This window comes from Mesorhizobium sp. AR10 (assembly GCF_024746795.1).
Lineage (GTDB): Bacteria > Pseudomonadota > Alphaproteobacteria > Rhizobiales > Rhizobiaceae > Mesorhizobium.
In genome coordinates this window covers 4,199,697-4,217,911 of sequence record NZ_CP080524.1, presented here as the reverse complement: position 1 = coordinate 4,217,911, position 18,215 = coordinate 4,199,697, and the positions used below count along the sequence as shown (strand labels likewise).

The following is an 18,215-nucleotide window of genomic DNA, read 5'->3' as shown; positions in this document are numbered from 1 at the left end:
GCGTCGGTGCATTTTAAAACGAAGAGGCGACAATGAGCATTTCGGCTGCACAGGTCAAAGAACTCCGCGACTTGACCGGCGCGGGCATGATGGACTGCAAGGCGGCGTTGACCGAGACCAACGGCAACATGGAAGAAGCCGTCGACTGGTTGCGCAAGAAGGGCATTTCCAAGGCCGACAAGAAGGCTGGCCGTACCGCCGCTGAAGGTCTCATCGGCGTCGACAATGGCGTGCGCGAGGCTGCAGTCGTCGAGGTCAATTCCGAGACCGACTTCGTTGCCCGCAACGCAGCTTTCCAGGAAATCGTCGCCAACGTGGCCAAGGTGGCGCTCGCTTATGGCACGACAGAAGCAGTGGCTGCCGCAAAGTACCCGGGTTCGGACAAATCGGTTGCCGACACCATCAAGGACGCTGTCGGCACCATTGGCGAGAACATGGGCTTCCGCCGCTCGGCCAAGCTGACCGTTCCGCACGGTGCGGTCGCCACCTACGTCCACAACGCGGTTGCCGACGGCCTCGGTAAGATCGGCGTGTTGGTTGCCATCGAAACCACGGGCAATGAGCATGCCGCCAACGCCTTTGGGCGTCAGGTCGCCATGCATGTCGCCGCCACGAACCCGATGGCGCTGACCGCAGAGCAGATCGATCCGGCAGCGGTCGAGCGCGAGAAGGCGATCTTCTCCGACCAGGCGCGCCAGTCCGGCAAGCCTGAGGCGATCATCGAAAAGATGGTCGAGGGCCGTCTGCGCAAGTTCTACGAAGAAGTCGTGCTGCTTAAGCAGGCCTTCGTGCTCAATCCCGACATCACCGTCGAGAAGGCGCTCAAGGATGCCGAAAAAGAGATCGGCGCGCCGGCCAAGATCACCGCCTATCTGCGCTTCGCGCTTGGCGAGGGCATCGAGAAGGAAGAGACCGATTTCGCGGCGGAAGTCGCGGCGGCGGTCAAGAAATAGGTCGCAAACCTAACTTTCTGAAGAGATTTTTCGGCCGGGTGTCCGCAAGGATGCCCGGCCGATTTCTTGTGCGGTGTCGATGAAGGCCCTGAGCTTCGGCGCCATCGCCGCGCGGCGCGGGAAATAGAGGAACAGCCCCGGCTCATCGATGGCTGATTGCGGCAGAACCTGCACGAGGCGGCCCGCGGCGATGTGGGCGCGCGCCAGCGGCTCGAACACATAGGCAAGGCCGACCCCGGCAAGCGCCAGGTCGATCGCGGCAAGCGAATCCGTGACGATGGCAGTGCCGCGCGTCTCCACCACGACATCCTTGCCACCCTCGGACAGATCCCAGCGATAGAGGGCGCCGCTGCGGACAAGCCGATAGCCAATGCAATTGTGGTTTGCGAGTTCGGCCACGCTGCCGGGGCGGCCATGCCGTCCGATATATGCCGGCGAAGCAACGATAACGACGTTGAAGGCAGGCGTGAGCCGGACCGTGACCATGTCCTGCGCAATCATCTCGCCTAGTCTGATGCCGGCGTCGAACCCTTCTCCGACGATATCGACGAGACCCTGGTCGGCGAATATCTCGACCGTCACATCTGGGTAGCGCTCCGCCATCGCCGCGACCACGGGCGTCACCGCCAAGGGGATCGCGATATTGGAGGCGTTGATCCTGAGCAGGCCAGCGGGCCGGCCCTTGATGCCGCGGATGCGATCCATCCGCTCAGCAATATCCTGGAGGGCAGGGGCGGCCGTCTCCACCAGCGCTTTGCCGGCTTCGGTCAACGAGACGCTGCGCGTCGTGCGCGCGAACAAGGGCTGGCCCACTCGCTCCTCCACGAGGCGCACAGCATGGCTGACCGCGGACGGACTCATGCCAAGTTCGGCGGCGGCAAGCGCGAATCCGCCGCGCCGGGCAACGGCGACGACGACCGGCAGATGGTTGAGAAGGTCTCGATGCATTCATGAGCAATATCGCATAGTCATTGCGAACAATGCAATCTTATCGATGCCAGTGCGTTGGCACACATTGTCGCCAACAGATCGGCTGCGGGCCGATGCGCAGAGGAGAAGAGACATGAATGCATTGAAGAATGCCACCTTCGCGGCGGGTATTGCGCTGGCGCCAGTCGATGCCGGCGGGGCTGAACCATCCCGGCAAATGGCGTACGCCGACGAGCGCGCCGTCATCCGCATCGCCGACGCCATCGACCGCGCTGTCGACGCTCAGGACTGGAAGCTCGCCCGCAGTTATTTTGCAGACAGCGTTTCCGTGGACTTCAGCAGCTTGAGCGGACAGCCTCCGGCCACCATCGCCTCGGACGACCTGATCGGAACCTGGGCAGCGAACCTCAGGGGCAGCAAGACAAGCCTGCATCTGCGCACCAACCACCAAGTCGTTATCGATGGCGACAGGGCGACGGTTTCCTCGAACGGCTATGCCTGGAACCGGATGGAAGGCAATGGCGACCCGCTTTGGGAAGTCTGGGGCACCTACGAGCACCGATTGGGCCGTTCCGGAGTGGGCTGGACAGTGGACGGCTTCACATTCCGCATGACGCATGAGCGCGGCAATCCCTGGGTCAAGACGACCCCCGGCCAGTGAACTGCGGCATCCATCGGATCAGGAACAAAATCATGACGATGACTTATTACAGCCTCGGCAACAGCGGCCTCCGGGTTAGCCGACTGGCGCTGGGCACGATGACCTTCGGCACCGCTTGGGGTTGGGGAGCGGACAAGGAAACCGCGAGCGCAATGTTCGACGCCTATGTCGAGGCGGGCGGCAATTTCTTCGACACCGCCGACCTTTATACCGACGGCACCAGCGAGGCCTGGCTGGGCGAATTCGTGGCCGAGCGCGGACTGCGCGACAGAGCCGTGATCGCCACCAAGTTCACCATGAATGCGGAACCCGGCAATCCGAACGCCGGCGGCAACGGGCGCAAGAACATCATGCGCGCGGTCGACGCTTCGCTCAGGCGGTTGGGCACGGACTATATCGACCTCTATCTCCTGCATGTCTGGGACAGGTTGACGCCGGCCGAGGAGGTCATGCGCACGCTGGATGATCTCGTCCGAGCGGGCAAGGTGCGCCATATCGGCCTGTCCGACGTGCCGGCCTGGTATGCCGGCCGGGCGCAGGCGATTGCTGAATTGCGCGGCTACGAGCCGGTGTCAGCCTTGCAGCTCGAATATTCCCTCGTCGAGCGCACGATCGAGCACGAATTCGTGCCTTTCGGCACGCGCCACGGGGCAGGCATCATGGTGTGGAGCCCGCTGGCCAGCGGGCTGCTTAGCGGCAAATACCGCCCAACCCAGATCGGAAATGTTGGCCGGCTCGATGGCTTCCGCAACACCACCCATCCTGGATTCCAGAAATTCACGGAGCGCAATTGGACGATCGTGGCCGAACTCGAAAACGTTGCGGTCGAGCTCGGCCGCAGCATGCCCCAGGTCGCGCTCAACTGGGTGGCGACACAGCCGGGCGTCGCTGCCGTCATCCTGGGAGCGACGAGGCTCGGTCAGCTGCAGGACAATCTCGGAGCGCTGGACTTCTCGATCCCCACCGTTCTTAGGGAGCGGCTGGATTCGGTCAGCTGGTCCCCGGCGCCATTTCCCCATTCCTATTTCGGTTCAGAGATACAGACACGCGTCACCGGCGGCGTCGTGACCGGCGACAAGCCTTCCGGCTATGCGCCGCCGGTGATTGTCGAGGGCGAGCCCGTCAGCATCACCAGCAGTTGATCGGTCGAAGCAGCCCGGGAATTTGCGGCAGGGCGCGGCGTGACATCGCCGCGCCCTTCGTGTATCGGGTCAACGCATCATGACAGACCGCCAGGTGATGCGGGGCAGGGTTTCGCCTCCCGATTTGCAGCGCCGAGACTTTCGAGGAACCAGATGACGGCAAAGCCCCTCTACCGACGTGTCTTGCTGAAAGCGTCGGGCGAAGCGTTGATGGGCGAACAGCATTTCGGCATCGATGTCTCGGTCGTCGATCGCATCGCCGCCGACATCGCCGAGGCCCGCGCCTTGGGCATCGAGGTCGGCGTCGTCATCGGCGGCGGCAACATCTTTCGCGGCGTGGCCGTTGCGTCCAAGGGCGGCGACCGCGTCACAGGCGACCACATGGGCATGCTCGCCACCATCATCAACTCGCTGGCGTTGCGTACCTCGCTCAACAAGATCGGCGTCGACGCCGTGGTGCTGTCGGCCATCGCCATGCCCGAGCTTTGCGAGAGCTTTTCGCAGCGCCAGGCAACCGCCTACATGAACCAGGGCAAGGTCGTCATTTTCGCCGGCGGCACCGGCAATCCATTCTTCACCACCGATTCGGCTGCAGCCCTGCGCGCCGCGGAGATCGGCGCCGACGCGCTGTTCAAGGGCACCCAGGTCGACGGTGTCTATTCGGCCGATCCCAAGAAGGATCCGAACGCGACGCGCTACGAGCGCATCAGCCATGCCGAAGTCATCAACAAAGGCCTTTCGATCATGGATACGGCCGCGATAGCACTTGCGCGCGAAAACAACATTCCGATAATCGTCTATTCGATCCACGAAAAGGGTGGTTTTGGCGACATTCTGAGGGGCGGTGGCCGCTGTACGGTCGTCGCGGACGACTGATCCGGACCATAATCCCGAAAAAGGGAACCAGCTTTTCGGGATTGAACACGGGGTGTGCCCCTAAGCAGTGAACCCGGGCCAACGGGTTGAGGAGACAATGATGAGTGGTGAGTTCGACGATCTCAAGCGGCGCATGGATGGCGCGATCGCCGCGTTCAGGCACGACCTGGCTTCGCTCCGCACCGGCCGCGCCTCCAGCAACCTGCTCGATGCAATCCAGGTCCAGGCCTACGGCACAACCATGCCGATCAACCAGGTGGCGAACGTATCGGTGCCGGAGCCGCGCATGATCTCGGTCTCGGTCTGGGACAAATCGATGGTCGGCGCAGTCGATCGCGCCATCCGCGAATCCAATCTCGGCTTCAACCCGATCGTCGACGGCACCAATCTCAGGATTCCGCTGCCCGAGCTGAACGAACAGCGCCGCAAGGAGCTGGTCAAGATCTCGCATGGTTATGCAGAGAACGCCCGCGTCGCCGTGCGCCATGTCCGCCGCGACGGCATGGATTTTCTCAAGAAGGCGGAAAAGGACGGCGATATCAGCGAGGACGATCATCGCAAGCGCTCCGACCAGGTCCAGAAACTCACCGACGAGACGATCAGCACCATCGACCACCTGCTTTCCGATAAGGAAGCGGAAATAATGCAGGTTTAGGGTCTGGCCGTCGGCTGGCCCGAAAGCGAGAACATGGCAACGCCCGCGCATGTCGCGATCATAATGGATGGAAACGGACGCTGGGCCAAGGCACGCGGCATGCCGCGGCTTGCCGGCCACCGCGCCGGCGTTGAGGCGCTGCGCAAGACGGTACGTGCCGCTCCAGGTCTCGGCATCTCGTTCCTGACCGTCTACGCCTTCTCTTCGGAAAACTGGTCGCGGCCGAAATCCGAAGTCAGCGACCTAATGGGCTTGTTGAAGCTGTTCATCCGCCGCGATCTTGCAGAACTGCATCAGAGCGGTGTCCGGGTCAGAATCATCGGCGACAGGGCAGGGCTTCAGCCTGACATCAGGGGCCTGCTGGAAGAGGCCGAATCGCTGACATCGGGCAACGAGGCGCTGACCCTGATCATCGCCTTCAACTATGGCGGACGCGACGAGATCGTGCGCACGGCGCGCAAGCTCGCCGCAGCCGTGGCGCGCGGCGAACTCGACAGCGAGGCGATCACAGCCGAGTCCTTTGCCGGCGCTCTCGACACCGAAGGCATTCCCGACCCGGAGCTGGTCATCCGCACCAGCGGCGAGCTTCGGCTGTCGAACTTCCTGTTGTGGCAAGCAGCCTATAGCGAGCTCGTGTTCCTGCCTTGCTACTGGCCCGATTTCAGCCGCGAGCACCTGGCCGATGCTCTGCGCGATTTTGCCGGCCGCGAGCGTCGTTTTGGCGGGCTTGCCGCTCAAGACGTCGCTTCGTGACCGGCGGCGCGATGAGCAATCTTCAGCTTCGCGTTGTTTCGGCTGTCGTTTTGGCCGCCATCGCCCTTGGTCTGACCTGGCTGGGCGGGCTGTCGTTCCGCTTGCTTTGCGCCGCCATGTCGGCAGTGATCTTCTATGAATGGACGCGCATGTCCCGGCCCGTCGCCGCTACCGGGCTCGGCTTGCTGCCGGAAGCGCTGCTTCTGGTTTTCGTCGGTGCCCTGGTTGCCGGCTTGCCGGCGGCATGGTTGCTCCCCCTTGTCATAGCCTTGGTCGTCATCACCGCTGTCAGCGCTCAAATACGCGCGACGACGCAGTGGGATGCGTCCGGCCTTGCCTATGCCGCCGTTTCCGGTCTTTCGCTGGCGCTGTTGCGCGACGGCGACCGCTCCGGACTGGTGGCGATCCTGTTCCTGTTCGCGGTGGTATGGGCGACCGACATTTTCGCCTATTTCGTCGGCCGCGCTGTTGGCGGCCCGAAGCTGGCGCCGTCGATTTCACCCGGCAAGACAAGGAGCGGCGCGCTTGGCGGCGCTGCCGGCGGCGTGATCGCTGGCCTGCTTTTGGCTGCTGCTGCCGGAGCCGGCAATCTTGGCGTCCTTGGCCTGGTTGCGCTGGTGCTGTCGATCGTCTCCCAGGCCGGAGACCTCTTCGAATCCTGGGTCAAGCGCCGTCACGGCCGCAAGGATTCCGGCGTACTGATACCGGGCCATGGCGGCGTCATGGATAGGGTGGACGGGCTTGTCGCGGCGGCTTTGGCCCTATACGTCATCGGGTGGATTTCGGCGACCGCCGACCATCCGGCGCAGGGGCTGTTTCCGGCTTGAGCGGTGTTTGCACGGCGAAGAACGGGGCGCACGCCACGGATTTGCCTGGATTGATGTCACAGTCGGCACCAGCCGCGCCGTGGGTGAATTTGAGGGCATGAATTGAACGAGTTTCTTCACGCGATCTTCAGCACGGAAGGCTTCGTCCTCGGCACACTGGTGCCTTTCCTGTTCGTGCTGACCGTGGTCGTGTTCGTCCACGAAATGGGTCATTACCTCGTTGGCCGCTGGTGTGGCATCGGCGTGAAAGCCTTTTCGATCGGTTTTGGTCCCGAACTCTTCGGTTTCAACGACAGCCACGGCACGCGCTGGAAACTCTGCGCCATACCGCTTGGCGGCTACGTCAAATTCGTCGGCGACATGAACGCCACGTCGAGTCAGCCCAGCTCGGAAGACTTGGAGACGCTGACCGACGCGGAGCGCAAGGTCGCCTTCCACACGCAGCCGATCTGGAAACGCGCGGCGACGGTGTTTGCCGGGCCGCTGTTCAATTTCCTGCTGACGATCGCCGTCTTTGCCGTGCTGTTTTCCGCCTATGGCCGCTATGTCGCGGAGCCGATGGTGGCACAGGTCACAGCTGAAAGCCCGGCGGCCAAGGCCGGCATTTTGCCAGGCGACCGATTCGTCGCCGTCGACGGCAACAAGGTCGAAACCTTTGCCGACGTCCAGCGCCTGGTTTCAGGCCGCGGCGGCGACGCCATCACCTTCACCATGCTGCGCGACGGCAAGGAAATCACCGTCATCGCGACGCCGGAGCTGATGGAGCAGACGGATGCGCTTGGCAACAAGATCAAGCTGGCCGTGATCGGTGTCGTCAACAACAAGGAACTCGGTCAGCCCCGGTTGATCACCTACAGCCCGGCCGGTGCGCTGGCGGCAGCAGTCGAGGAAACCGGCCACATCATCCAGCGTACGGGTCAGTTCCTGCAGCGTTTCGTCATCGGCCGCGAAGACAAGTGCCAGCTTGGCGGCCCGGTGAAGATAGCCGACATGGCAGGCAAGGCTGCAAAACTGGGCTTCGAATGGCTCGTACAACTCGTTGCCTTGCTGTCGGTCGGCATAGGGATTCTCAACCTTTTGCCGATTCCCCCTCTCGACGGCGGCCATCTCCTGTTCTACGGCGTGGAGGCCGTCATCCGGCGGCCGGTGTCGGAACGGATGATGGAAATGGCCTATCGGGCCGGCATGATTCTGGTGCTGGGCTTCATGGGGTTCGTTTTCTGGAACGATCTGTTTGGGTGCTGAAATCATGAAGAAATTTGGCTTCGGCACGACCAATGTTGAGACGCCGTTTACCATGCGTGGGGATATGCGTGACGCGAAAGCCACGCATCAGAGCTAAGTAAATACAAATTAACCAGAAGCCTTGCGTGTAGGGAAAATCCGGTTAATACGGTAGGGGAAATTACCGCACGTCCGGTTTTCTCGCCGTGGGGACTTCGAGAAAAGGTTATAAAGCCCGATGAAGGCAGCATCCAAGTTTTTGAGCGCCGCGTCCGCGGTGGCCATGTCCGCCGCGCTGGTTGTACCAGGCGCGCTCGCAGTTCAGTTCGTTGCCACATCCTCGGCCGAGGCGGCTGTCGTCAGCAGAGTGGAAGTCAGCGGCAACCAGCGTGTCGACGCCGACACCATCCGCAACTACGTCACAATCAAGCCGGGCAAGGCCTTCTCCAGCTCCGATATCGATGATGCGGTCAAGGCGCTGTTCGGCACCGGGCTGTTCTCGGATGTTCAGATCAACCAGGTCGGTTCGGCGCTGGTCATCAAGGTTTCCGAATACCAGGTCGTCAACCAGGTCCTGTTCCAGGGCAACAAGAAGCTCAAGGACAATGCCCTTGCGGCTGCGGTCCAGTTGAAGCCGCGCGGTACGTTCTCACAGGCAGCGCTCGATGCCGACGTCGAGGCGGTCAAGGCCGCTTACAGCCGAATTGGCCGCGACGATGCCGCTGTGACCACGCAGATCATGGATCTTGGCGACAACCGCGTGAACGTGGTCTTCAACATCAACGAAGGCGGCCGCACCCAGATCGCTTCGATCAATTTCGTCGGCAACAGTGCCTATTCGAGCCGCCGTCTGTCCGATGTCATCGCCACCAAGCGCTCGACCTGGCTTTCGTTCGTGCTGCGTGACGACGTCTATGACGACGACAAGCTGCGCGCCGACCAGGAGCTGCTGCGGCGTTTCTATTACAATCACGGCTATGCCGACTTCCAGGTTGTTTCCGCGGTCGGCGAGCTCGACGACACCACGAACAAGTACACGGTCACCATCACCGTGCAGGAAGGCGAGCGTTACACATTCGGTGATGTCAGCGTCGAGAGCACGATCCCTGAGGTCGACGGCAATTCGCTGCAGTCGGTGGTCCAGACGCACAAGGGCGACGTCTACAACGCCAAGGATGTCGAGGACAGCATCATCGCCCTGACCGAGAAGGTCGCGGGGTCGGGCTATGCCTTCGCCCAGGTGACGCCGCGTGGCGACCGCAATTTCGAGAATCACACCATTTCTGTTGTCTATACGATCGATCAAGGCACCAAGGCCTATATCGAGCGCATCGAGATTCGCGGCAACGATCGGACGCGCGACTATGTCATTCGCCGCGAATTCGACGTCAGCGAAGGCGACGCTTTCAACCAGGTTCTCATCCAGCGCGCGAAGAAGCGGCTGGAAGCCCTCAATTATTTTGAAAAAGTCGAAATTTCGACCGTGCCCGGCGCCCAGCCCGATCAGGTTGTGCTGGTGGTCGACGTGGTCGAGAAGTCGACCGGCGAGTTCTCGGTCGGCGCCGGCTATTCGACCGGTGGTGATACAGCGGGTCCATCGGTTGAAGGATCGATTACCGAGCGCAACTTCCTCGGTCGCGGCCAGTTCATCAAGGTTTCGGCGGGCGGCGGCAAGAATTCGCGCGACTACAGCCTCTCCTTCACCGAACCCTATTTCCTCGGACGGCGCATTGCCGCCGGCTTCGACATATTCCAGCAGACCCGCAACTACGACCACTACGACAGCGAAACGCTGGGCGCGACCGTTCGCTTCGGCCTGCCGATCACCGACAACATCTCGACGCAGCTGGCGTACAATATCGCTCAGGAGAAGTACAAACTCGACGACGGTTGCGATGACAATCCTGCTGTCCCGGGCAACGCACCTGGCGACGGGATTCCTGACGCAGACTGCGACGTGTCCCAAGCTATCGTTGAGGGAATTGCGGATAGCCCTTGGATTAAATCGTCGGTCAGCCTCGGCCTGGTCTACAACACCATCGACGATATGAAGAACCCGCATGACGGCATTTATGCCAACGTCACCACGGAAGTGGCGGGCCTCGGCGGCGACGCCCAATTCGTCAAGGTCACGGGACGCACGAGCGTCTACCAGACCTTGTCCGAGCAGTTGGACCTGGTCGGCCTGGTTTCGGGCGGCGCTGGGCATATAGAGGGCTACGGCGACGATGGCCTGCGCATCTTTGACCATTTCCAGAGCAGCGACCGCATGATCCGAGGCTTCGCCTATGGCGGCATCGGCCCGGTCGCCGTAGGCACCAGTGGCGATCATCTCGGCGGCACGACCTATTTCAATGCCTCGGCAGAGGCCCAGTTCCCGCTGCCGGTCATCCCGGAAAGCTTTGGCCTGCGCGGCGCGGTGTTTGCCGATGCGGCAACGCTGTACGGCAGCAAGGTCGATGCTTCCTTGGTCAATCAGTCGACGGTCGACATGCAATTGCGTGCCTCGGTCGGCGTCGGCCTGATGTGGGCATCGCCCTTTGGTCCGATCCGCATCGACTACGCGATCCCGGTCAAGAAGGAAGCGACCGACGACGTGCAGGAATTCAACTTCGGCATATCGACCCGCTTCTGATCCGGGTGACGATGCTTCCGGGCCGTTGGGGCCCGGAAGAAAATGAGCCGATCTAGCTGGATATTGCTTCTGGAATGACCGATCCGGTGTTCTTCGCGCCCTCACGCCGGTATACGGCTGGCGAAGTCGCGAATCTGACCGGCTCGATGCTTGTCGATTCCGACCTGTCCCACATATCGATCGAGGCCTTGGCCCCGGCAAACGAAGGCGGCGAGAATGCGCTCGTTTTCGTCGACGGCAAGCGCAACCTCGCGCTGATGCAATCCCTGAGCGCAGCGGCGGTTCTCTGTCCCGCCGATTTTGTAAGCAAGGCGCCGGCCGGGATTGCGGTACTCGTCCATCCGCGCCCGCAACAGGCTTTCGCGATGGTCGGACGCCTTCTTTTCCCGGCGGCAGCGACGCCTGGGCCGATGACCAGCGAAACCGGGGTCTCGCCGCATGCTCATGTCGATCCGTCGGCGCGTGTCGAGGCCGGCGCCATCATCGAGGCCGGCGCCATCATCGGCCCCCGCGCTTCCATTGGCAGCGGAACCGTCATTGCCCCCAATGCCGTTATCGGCCCCTCAAGCCAGATTGGCCGCGACGGCTACATTGGTCCAGGCGCCAGCGTTCAGTATGCCCTGATCGGCAACCGCGTCATCATCCACGGCGGCGCCAGGATAGGCCAGGACGGCTTCGGTTTCGTGGCTGGCGCCAAGGGTCCCGAGCGTGTCCCGCAGATCGGCCGTGTCATCATCCAGGATGACGTCGAGATTGGCTCGAACACAACGGTCGATCGCGGCGCCATGTCGGACACGATCATCGGCCAGGGCACCAAGATCGACAATCTGGTGCAGATCGCCCATAACGTTCGCATCGGCCGCAATTGCATAGTGGCCGGACTTTCGGGTATTTCCGGTTCGGTAACTGTAGGCGACAACGTCACCATGGGCGGCGGCGTCGGTCTTGCCGATCATTTGACCATAGGGGCAGGGGCCAAGCTTGCCGCGAGAAGTGGATTCATGAGCAACGTCCCTGCCGGCGAGATCTGGGGAGGCTATCCGGCGCAGCCGATGGCGGAAGCCATGCGCGAGATTGCCATGCTGCGCAAGCTGGCCAGGACGCGCAAGCAGGGCGACGGAGGAAATGGCTAAGATGACGGCGGCGACGACGCTGGAAGCGGTCGACATAATGGGGCTGATGAGGCTCCTGCCGCATCGCTATCCGTTCCTGATGATCGACCGCATCATCGACATCGATGGCGACGACTCCGCCGTTGGCATCAAGAACGTGACCATAAACGAGCCGCATTTTCAGGGCCATTTCCCGGAGCAGCCGGTCATGCCGGGCGTGCTGATCGTCGAGGCCATGGCGCAAACCGCCGGTGCCATCTGCATCCGCAGCCTTGCCACCGAAAAGCCGTCACTGGTCTATTTCCTGACCATCGACAACGCCAAATTCCGCAAGCCGGTCGTTCCCGGCGACCAGCTGAAGATTTATGTCAAGAAAATCAAGAAACGCGGCAACCTGCTCAAATTCGCCTGTGAAGCATTGGTGGACGGGGCCAAGGCCGCGGAAGCCGAGATTTCGGCGATGATGGTCACCAGCGACTGACGATCGAATGCTTATGAAAATCCAGACATCCATCCATCCCTCGTCGGTCATCGAGGAAGGCGCTCAAATCGGTGAAGGCGCCCGCATCGGGCCTTTTTGCCACGTCAGCGCCGACGCCGTGATCGGCGACCGCGTCGAACTGGTCAGCCATGTCTCGGTGATGGGCGCGACCACCATCGGGGCTTCGACCAAGGTCTATCCGATGGCGATACTGGGCGGCCCTCCGCAAAACACCAAGCACAAGGGCGGCCGCACCACCCTGGTCATCGGCGAGAACTGCACGATCCGCGAAGGCGTCACCATGCATCGTGGCACCGATTCCAGCCGTGGCGAGACGACTGTCGGCGACAACGGCAACTTCCTGGCCTACGCCCACATTGCCCATGATTGCATCGTCGGCAAGAACGCCACTTTCGCCAATGGCGCGACGTTGGGTGGCCATTGCGAGATCGGCGACAGTGTCTATATCGGCGGCCTGACGGCTGTTCATCAATTTGTCCGCATCGGCAACAACGCCTTCATCGGCGGCTGCTCGGCCGTCGTCGGCGACGTCATTCCCTATGCGATTGCCGTCGGCAATCGCGCCAGCCTGCGCGGCCTCAACATCATCGGCCTGAAGCGCATCGGCTTGCCGCGCGCCGAGATACATCAGTTGCGCAAGGCCTACAAAACAATCTTCGATCGCTCCCGAACCGTCGGCGAGAACATCGAATTCGCCAAGGCCGAGTTCGCCTCGTCGCCGACCGCCATGAAAATCATCGATTTCATCGTCAGTCGCGGCAAGCGGCACTATGCCGTCCCGTCGCTCAGGGGTGGCGGCGGCGACGATGCCGATGATGAAGACTGAGGTCACTGGGACGGACCTTGAACTCCCGCCAGGCGCCAAGGTCGGCATCATTGCCGGTGGCGGTAGCCTTCCGGTCGAAATTGCCCGGGCGCTGGCCCGGCAAGGCAAATCCCCGTTCGTCGTGATGGCGGCAGGCGAGGTCGACCGGGTTTCCGACTTCGACTCCTACGAGCAAACGACATTGATGCTTGAAGATCTCGGCTCGCTGCTGCCGACGCTCAAAAATCATCATGTTACCCATCTGGTGACGGCCGGCCATATCACGCGCCGTCCCAGGCTGAGCGCCATGCGCCTCAACCTCGGCCTGCTCGCCTGGGTACCCACCCTGCTTGTGGGTGTAAGCCGTGGCGACGACAGCGTGCTGAAACTGTTCGTCCGCAGGATCGAACGCGGCGGCATCAAGGTTGTCGGCGCCCATGAGATCGTCCCGGAGCTGGTCGCGGCAGAGGGCACGCTGACCAAGGCGGCGCCACGAAAATCCGATTGGCGCGATATCGAGGCGGCCCATGCGGCGGCAAAGGCTATCGGCGCACTGGATATCGGCCAAGCGGCGGTTGCGGTTGGCGGCCGGACCATTGCGCTCGAAGGCATCGAGGGTACCGACGGGCTGCTCGAGCGGACAAGGCAGCTGCGTGGCCATGGCCGGCTGGCTGGAAGGACGCGCGGCGTCCTGGTCAAATGCGCCAAGCCCGGTCAGGAACTGCGCGCTGACTTACCATCCATTGGCCCACAGACGGTCGAGGCGGCGCATGCCGCCGGACTTGCCGGCATCGCCGTCGAAGCTGGCCGCTCGCTGATCCTGGAAGGTCCCAAGGTCGTCGCGCGCGCCAATGCGCTGGGCCTGTTCATTGTCGGTCTGCCTGCAGCGGAGCCGGTGCATGGCAGTTGAGAAACCGCTGAGGATCGCCATTGTCGCCGGCGAGGAGTCCGGTGACTTGCTTGGCGCCGACATCGTGCAGGCGCTCAAGCGCATGACCGGCCGCGAGGTCAAGCTCGTAGGCATTGGCGGACGGCATTTGCAGGCGCTTGGAATGGTGCCGCTGTTCGACGGTGGTGAGATCGCGCTGATGGGGCTCAGCGCCATCCTGCGCGACCTGCCGCGCCTGATGCGGCGGATCAGCCAGACGGCAAGCGCGGTCGTCGGTGAAAGACCCGACTGTCTGATCACCATCGACAGCCCGGATTTTTCGCTGCGCGTGGCCAAGAAGGTGCGCGCCGCCGACCCGGCAATCCCGATCGTGCACTACGTCTGCCCGAGTGTGTGGGCATGGCGCCCGGGCAGGGCGCTGGCGATGAAGCCTTATGTCGACCACATCCTTTGCATCCTACCCTTCGAGGTGAAGGAGCTCAGCCGCCTGGGTGGCCCGTCCGGCACCTATGTCGGGCATCGCCTTACGCATGATCCAGGCGTGCTTGCCGCCGCCAAGGCGCAGGGCCTGCCGCGCGACCTAGCGGGGGATCGCGTCAAGACATTGCTTCTGCTGCCCGGCTCGCGTCGCGGCGAAGTGCAGCGGCTTATCGGTTCGTTCGGCGAGACGGTGGCGGTCCTGCGTGCGCGCGGACACAGCCTGCGCCTGCTGTTGCCGACGGTGCCGCATGTCGCCGATCTGGTCAAAACCTCGGTCGCGCGCTGGGATCAAGAGCCGGAGATCATCCTCGATCCCGAGCGCAAATGGCAGGCCTTCGGCAAAGCCGATGCGGCGCTGATCGCATCGGGGACAGTGTCGCTGGAGCTGGCGCTGTCGGGCGTGCCGATGATCTCCTGCTACAAGTTCGATCCGGTCATGCGGATGGTCCAGAGTCTGATCACGGTGTGGAGCGCCGCCTTGCCCAATCTGATCGCCGACCGGCCCATCGTGCCGGAAGGCTACAACCAGTATGTGCGGCCGCGCTATCTGGCGCGGCAGCTCGAGGCTTTGTTTTCAGACACCGCCTATCGAACCTGGCAAAAGGACGGCTTTGCCGAAGTTGCCAGACGAATGGCCACGGACAAACCCTCGGGCGACATTGCCGCGGACGTCGTTCTTCGCCACATCAAACTTCGTCATTCCAACTAAAAAAGCGCCCTTGCGGGCGCTTTTTTAACCTCAAGGGGTCGTCGATCACCGCTTGGCGATCGGCACGTAGTCGCGTTCCGGGGCACCCGTATAGAGCTGCCGCGGGCGACCGATCTTCTGGTGCGGATCCTCGATCATCTCTTTCCACTGCGCGATCCAGCCGACGGTACGAGCAACCGCGAACAGCACGGTGAACATGGTGGTGGGGAAGCCCAGCGCCTTCAGCGTGATGCCGGAATAGAAATCGACGTTCGGATAGAGCTTCTTCTCGATGAAATAGGCATCGGTCAGCGCGATCTTTTCCAGCTCCATGGCGATATCGAGCAGCGGATCGTCCTTGATGCCGAGTTCGCCCAGAACCTCATGCGCAGTCTTCTGCATGATCTTGGCGCGCGGATCGTAGTTCTTGTAGACGCGGTGGCCAAAGCCCATCAGCCGGAACGGATCGTTCTTGTCCTTGGCGCGGGCTATGAATTCCGGGATGTGGTCGACATGACCGATCTCGCCCAGCATGTTCAATGCCGCTTCGTTGGCGCCGCCATGCGCCGGCCCCCACAGGCAGGCGATGCCGGCGGCAATGCAGGCAAACGGGTTGGCGCCCGACGAGCCGGCGAGACGAACGGTCGAGGTCGAGGCATTCTGCTCGTGATCGGCGTGCAGGATGAAGATACGCTCCATTGCACGCGCCAGCACCGGGTTGATCTTGTATTCCTCGCACGGCACCGCAAAGCACATATGCAGGAAGTTGGCGGCGAAATTCAGCTCGTTCTTCGGATAAATGAACGGCTGGCCGATGTGGTACTTATAGGCCATCGCCGCGATCGTCGGCATCTTGGCGATCAGCCGCATCGACGCGACCATGCGCTGGTATGGGTCCGAGATGTCGGTGGAATCGTGATAGAAGGCCGACAGCGCGCCGACCACGCCACACATCACCGCCATCGGGTGCGCGTCGCGGCGGAAGCCGGTGAAGAAGCGCGACATCTGCTCATGCACCATCGTGTGGCGCGTCACCCGGTAGTCGAAGTCGTCCTTCTGCGCCTTGGTCGGCAACTCGCCATAGAGCAGGAGGTAGCAGACTTCGAGGAAGTCGCCATGCTCGGCCAGCTGATCGATCGGGTAGCCGCGATGCAGCAGAATGCCAGCGTCGCCATCGATGAAGGTGATTTCCGACTCGCAGCTTGCCGTCGACGTGAAGCCCGGATCGTAGGTGAAGGCTCCGGTGGTGCTATAGAGCGCGCCGATGTCGATAACATCAGGCCCGACCGAACCGCTTCGCACCTTGAACTCGTGAGTTTTGCCGCCGAGTTCCAGTTTTGCAGTGGACACGTGGGTTTTGCCGCCAAATTCCAGTTTCGTCGCAGCTTCGGTCATAGCAAACTCCTTTTTGTTTCCTCATGCCGGCAAAGGCAAATATCTGCAACGCAACACGTCGAAGGCATCGGAACGCGCGCTTTGCGCCCGCGGTTGGATGTCCGTGCCAGATTGGGCCAAGACCTAATGTTGCACTGCGAAACGTAGCTTTCAATGCCAATCTTCTTGGGCCAGTTCTCCTAATCGATTTGATCGGCGATGCGCGCCAAGCTTTCCTCCCGGCCGAGCACGGCAAGCACGTCGAACACGCCGGGCGAAGTGCTTTTGCCGGTGAGCGCAGCCCGCAGCGGTTGGGCCACAGCACCGAGTTTGTGGCCGCCGGCCAGCGCGTAGTCGCGGATCGCGGCTTCCGCCGCAGCGGCGGTCCAATCACCTGAAAGTGTTTTCAGCGCCGCGTGAGCACCGCCCAAGATCTCGCGCGCCTCGCCATTGAGCAGCAGCGCTGCCTTTTCGTCGATCGGCAATGGGCGATCGACGAACAGGAAGGCGGCGCCGTCGACCAGCTCGACCAGCGTCTTGGCGCGTTCCTTCAGACCGGGTAGGGCGGCAAGCAACTGCGCCTTGCGTTTGTCGTCGAGGCGCGCGGCGATCGCCGGCCCCCCTTCGAGATGCGGCAAGGTGGCGACGAAGATGTCCAGCAGATCGGCATCGGCCATGCGGCGCATGTGCGCGCCGTTGATCGACTCGAGCTTGGCGAAGTCGAAGCGTGCGGCGCCCTTGTTGACGTCGCCGATGTCGAACCACACGATCATGTCCTTGATCGACATGATCTCGTCGTCGCCATGGCTCCAGCCGAGCCGGGCCAGATAGTTGAGCAGCGCCTCGGGCAGGTAGCCCATGGCGCGATAGGCCTCGACACCGAGCGCGCCGTGCCGTTTCGACAGCTTGGCGCCATCGGCGCCATGGATCAGCGGAATATGCGACATCGACGGCACGTCCCAGCCCATGGCGCGGTAGATCACCGTCTGGCGGGCGGCGTTGGTCAGATGATCGTCGCCGCGGATGATGTGGGTGACGCCCATGTCGTGATCGTCGACGACGACGGCATGCATGTAGGTCGGGTTGCCATCCGAGCGCAGGATGATGAAGTCGTCGAGATCCTTGTTGGGAAAGCGCACCTCGCCCTGCACGCGGTCGTCCACCACGGTCTCGCCCTCGCTCGGCGCCTTGATGCGGATGGCGCCCTTGACGCCTGGCGGTGCCTCTGACGGGTCGCGGTCGCGCCAGCTTCCGTCATAGCGCGGCGGCAGGCCCTTGGCGCGCGCTGCCTCGCGGATCGCCTCCAGTTCTGCAGGGGTTTCGTAGGCGTAGTAGGCCTTGCCCAGGCGCACCAGTTCCTCGGCCACCTCGCGATGGCGCGGCGCGCGCTCGAACTGCGATATGGCCTCGCCGTCCCAGGAAAGGCCAAGCCATGTCAGCCCATCCAGAATGGCCTGGGTCGCCGCTTCGTTGAAGCGCTCGCGATCGGTGTCCTCAATGCGCAGCAGCATCGTGCCGCCGGTGTGCTTCGCATACAGCCAGTTGAACAGCGCTGTGCGCGCGCCGCCAATATGCAGGAAGCCGGTGGGCGAGGGGGCAAAACGAGTGACGACCTTGTCGGACATGGAACTCTCGGGAGACGTAGGAAGCGGGTGCGGTTGCGCGGACTTTCGCGCGCTGCGCGTTCATGTAGCATAGGAGGTCAAGGG

At 62.5% G+C, this 18,215-nt stretch carries 17 protein-coding genes; 14 read left to right on the top strand and 3 right to left on the bottom strand.

Features of this window, described 5'->3' with window-relative positions; all coding sequences use genetic code 11:
* Positions 1-32 precede the first annotated feature (32 nt).
* Positions 33-953 carry a translation elongation factor Ts gene (tsf, locus tag LHFGNBLO_RS23940; RefSeq protein WP_258601780.1) on the top strand — a complete coding sequence of 307 codons (921 nt, stop codon included), beginning with the start codon at positions 33-35 and terminating at the stop codon, positions 951-953.
* Between the two features lie 9 nt (positions 954-962).
* Here the strand turns inward: tsf and LHFGNBLO_RS23935 are convergent, their stop codons facing one another.
* Positions 963-1,901: a LysR family transcriptional regulator gene (locus LHFGNBLO_RS23935; protein WP_258601779.1), complete on the bottom strand. Its 939-nt coding sequence runs from the start codon at positions 1,899-1,901 to the stop codon at positions 963-965.
* 115 nt (positions 1,902-2,016) lie between these two features.
* On the opposite strand from LHFGNBLO_RS23935, the gene LHFGNBLO_RS23930 reads away from it, so the two are divergent.
* The 13 genes from LHFGNBLO_RS23930 (at position 2,017) to lpxB (ending at position 15,153) form a co-directional block, all read left to right on the top strand.
* Positions 2,017-2,544, top strand: a complete 528-nt coding sequence (locus LHFGNBLO_RS23930) for a nuclear transport factor 2 family protein (protein WP_258601778.1) — start codon at positions 2,017-2,019, stop codon at positions 2,542-2,544.
* Positions 2,545-2,576: 32 nt separating this feature from the next.
* Positions 2,577-3,686, top strand: coding sequence for an aldo/keto reductase (locus LHFGNBLO_RS23925; RefSeq protein ID WP_258601777.1), 1,110 nt, complete (start codon positions 2,577-2,579; stop codon positions 3,684-3,686).
* 153 nt (positions 3,687-3,839) lie between these two features.
* Positions 3,840-4,562, top strand: a complete 723-nt coding sequence (pyrH, locus tag LHFGNBLO_RS23920) for a UMP kinase (RefSeq protein ID WP_258601776.1) — start codon at positions 3,840-3,842, stop codon at positions 4,560-4,562.
* A 100-nt stretch (positions 4,563-4,662) separates the two neighbouring features.
* Positions 4,663-5,217: a ribosome recycling factor gene (frr, locus tag LHFGNBLO_RS23915; RefSeq protein ID WP_258601775.1), complete on the top strand. Its 555-nt coding sequence runs from the start codon at positions 4,663-4,665 to the stop codon at positions 5,215-5,217.
* Positions 5,218-5,250: 33 nt separating this feature from the next.
* Positions 5,251-5,970 carry an isoprenyl transferase gene (locus LHFGNBLO_RS23910; RefSeq protein ID WP_258601774.1) on the top strand — a complete coding sequence of 240 codons (720 nt, stop codon included), beginning with the start codon at positions 5,251-5,253 and terminating at the stop codon, positions 5,968-5,970.
* An 11-nt stretch (positions 5,971-5,981) separates the two neighbouring features.
* Positions 5,982-6,797, top strand: coding sequence for a phosphatidate cytidylyltransferase (locus tag LHFGNBLO_RS23905; protein WP_258601773.1), 816 nt, complete (start codon positions 5,982-5,984; stop codon positions 6,795-6,797).
* Between the two features lie 102 nt (positions 6,798-6,899).
* Positions 6,900-8,042, top strand: a complete 1,143-nt coding sequence (gene rseP / locus LHFGNBLO_RS23900) for an RIP metalloprotease RseP (protein ID WP_258601772.1) — start codon at positions 6,900-6,902, stop codon at positions 8,040-8,042.
* Between the two features lie 217 nt (positions 8,043-8,259).
* A complete protein-coding gene (gene bamA, locus LHFGNBLO_RS23895) occupies positions 8,260-10,656 on the top strand; it encodes an outer membrane protein assembly factor BamA (RefSeq protein ID WP_258601771.1) in 2,397 nt (798 codons plus the stop codon).
* A 74-nt stretch (positions 10,657-10,730) separates the two neighbouring features.
* Positions 10,731-11,789: a UDP-3-O-(3-hydroxymyristoyl)glucosamine N-acyltransferase gene (gene lpxD, locus LHFGNBLO_RS23890; RefSeq protein ID WP_258601770.1), complete on the top strand. Its 1,059-nt coding sequence runs from the start codon at positions 10,731-10,733 to the stop codon at positions 11,787-11,789.
* Complete coding sequence (gene fabZ, locus LHFGNBLO_RS23885; RefSeq protein ID WP_258601769.1) at positions 11,782-12,249, top strand: 3-hydroxyacyl-ACP dehydratase FabZ; 468 nt, start codon at positions 11,782-11,784, stop codon at positions 12,247-12,249. Before lpxD ends, fabZ begins: the two co-directional genes overlap by 8 nt.
* Before the next feature lie 13 nt (positions 12,250-12,262).
* Positions 12,263-13,096, top strand: a complete 834-nt coding sequence (gene lpxA, locus LHFGNBLO_RS23880; RefSeq protein ID WP_258601768.1) for an acyl-ACP--UDP-N-acetylglucosamine O-acyltransferase — start codon at positions 12,263-12,265, stop codon at positions 13,094-13,096.
* On the top strand, positions 13,083-13,985 hold the full coding sequence (locus tag LHFGNBLO_RS23875) for an LpxI family protein (RefSeq protein ID WP_258601767.1): 903 nt from the start codon (positions 13,083-13,085) through the stop codon (positions 13,983-13,985). Before lpxA ends, LHFGNBLO_RS23875 begins: the two co-directional genes overlap by 14 nt.
* Positions 13,975-15,153, top strand: a complete 1,179-nt coding sequence (gene lpxB, locus LHFGNBLO_RS23870; protein WP_258601766.1) for a lipid-A-disaccharide synthase — start codon at positions 13,975-13,977, stop codon at positions 15,151-15,153. Before LHFGNBLO_RS23875 ends, lpxB begins: the two co-directional genes overlap by 11 nt.
* 45 nt (positions 15,154-15,198) lie before the next feature.
* On the opposite strand, the gene gltA is transcribed toward lpxB, so the two are convergent.
* Positions 15,199-16,527, bottom strand: coding sequence for a citrate synthase (gene gltA, locus LHFGNBLO_RS23865; protein WP_258601765.1), 1,329 nt, complete (start codon positions 16,525-16,527; stop codon positions 15,199-15,201).
* A gap of 179 nt (positions 16,528-16,706) precedes the next feature.
* Positions 16,707-18,131 carry a glutamate--tRNA ligase gene (gene gltX, locus LHFGNBLO_RS23860; RefSeq protein WP_258601764.1) on the bottom strand — a complete coding sequence of 475 codons (1,425 nt, stop codon included), beginning with the start codon at positions 18,129-18,131 and terminating at the stop codon, positions 16,707-16,709.
* Between the last annotated feature and the right edge of the window lie 84 nt (positions 18,132-18,215).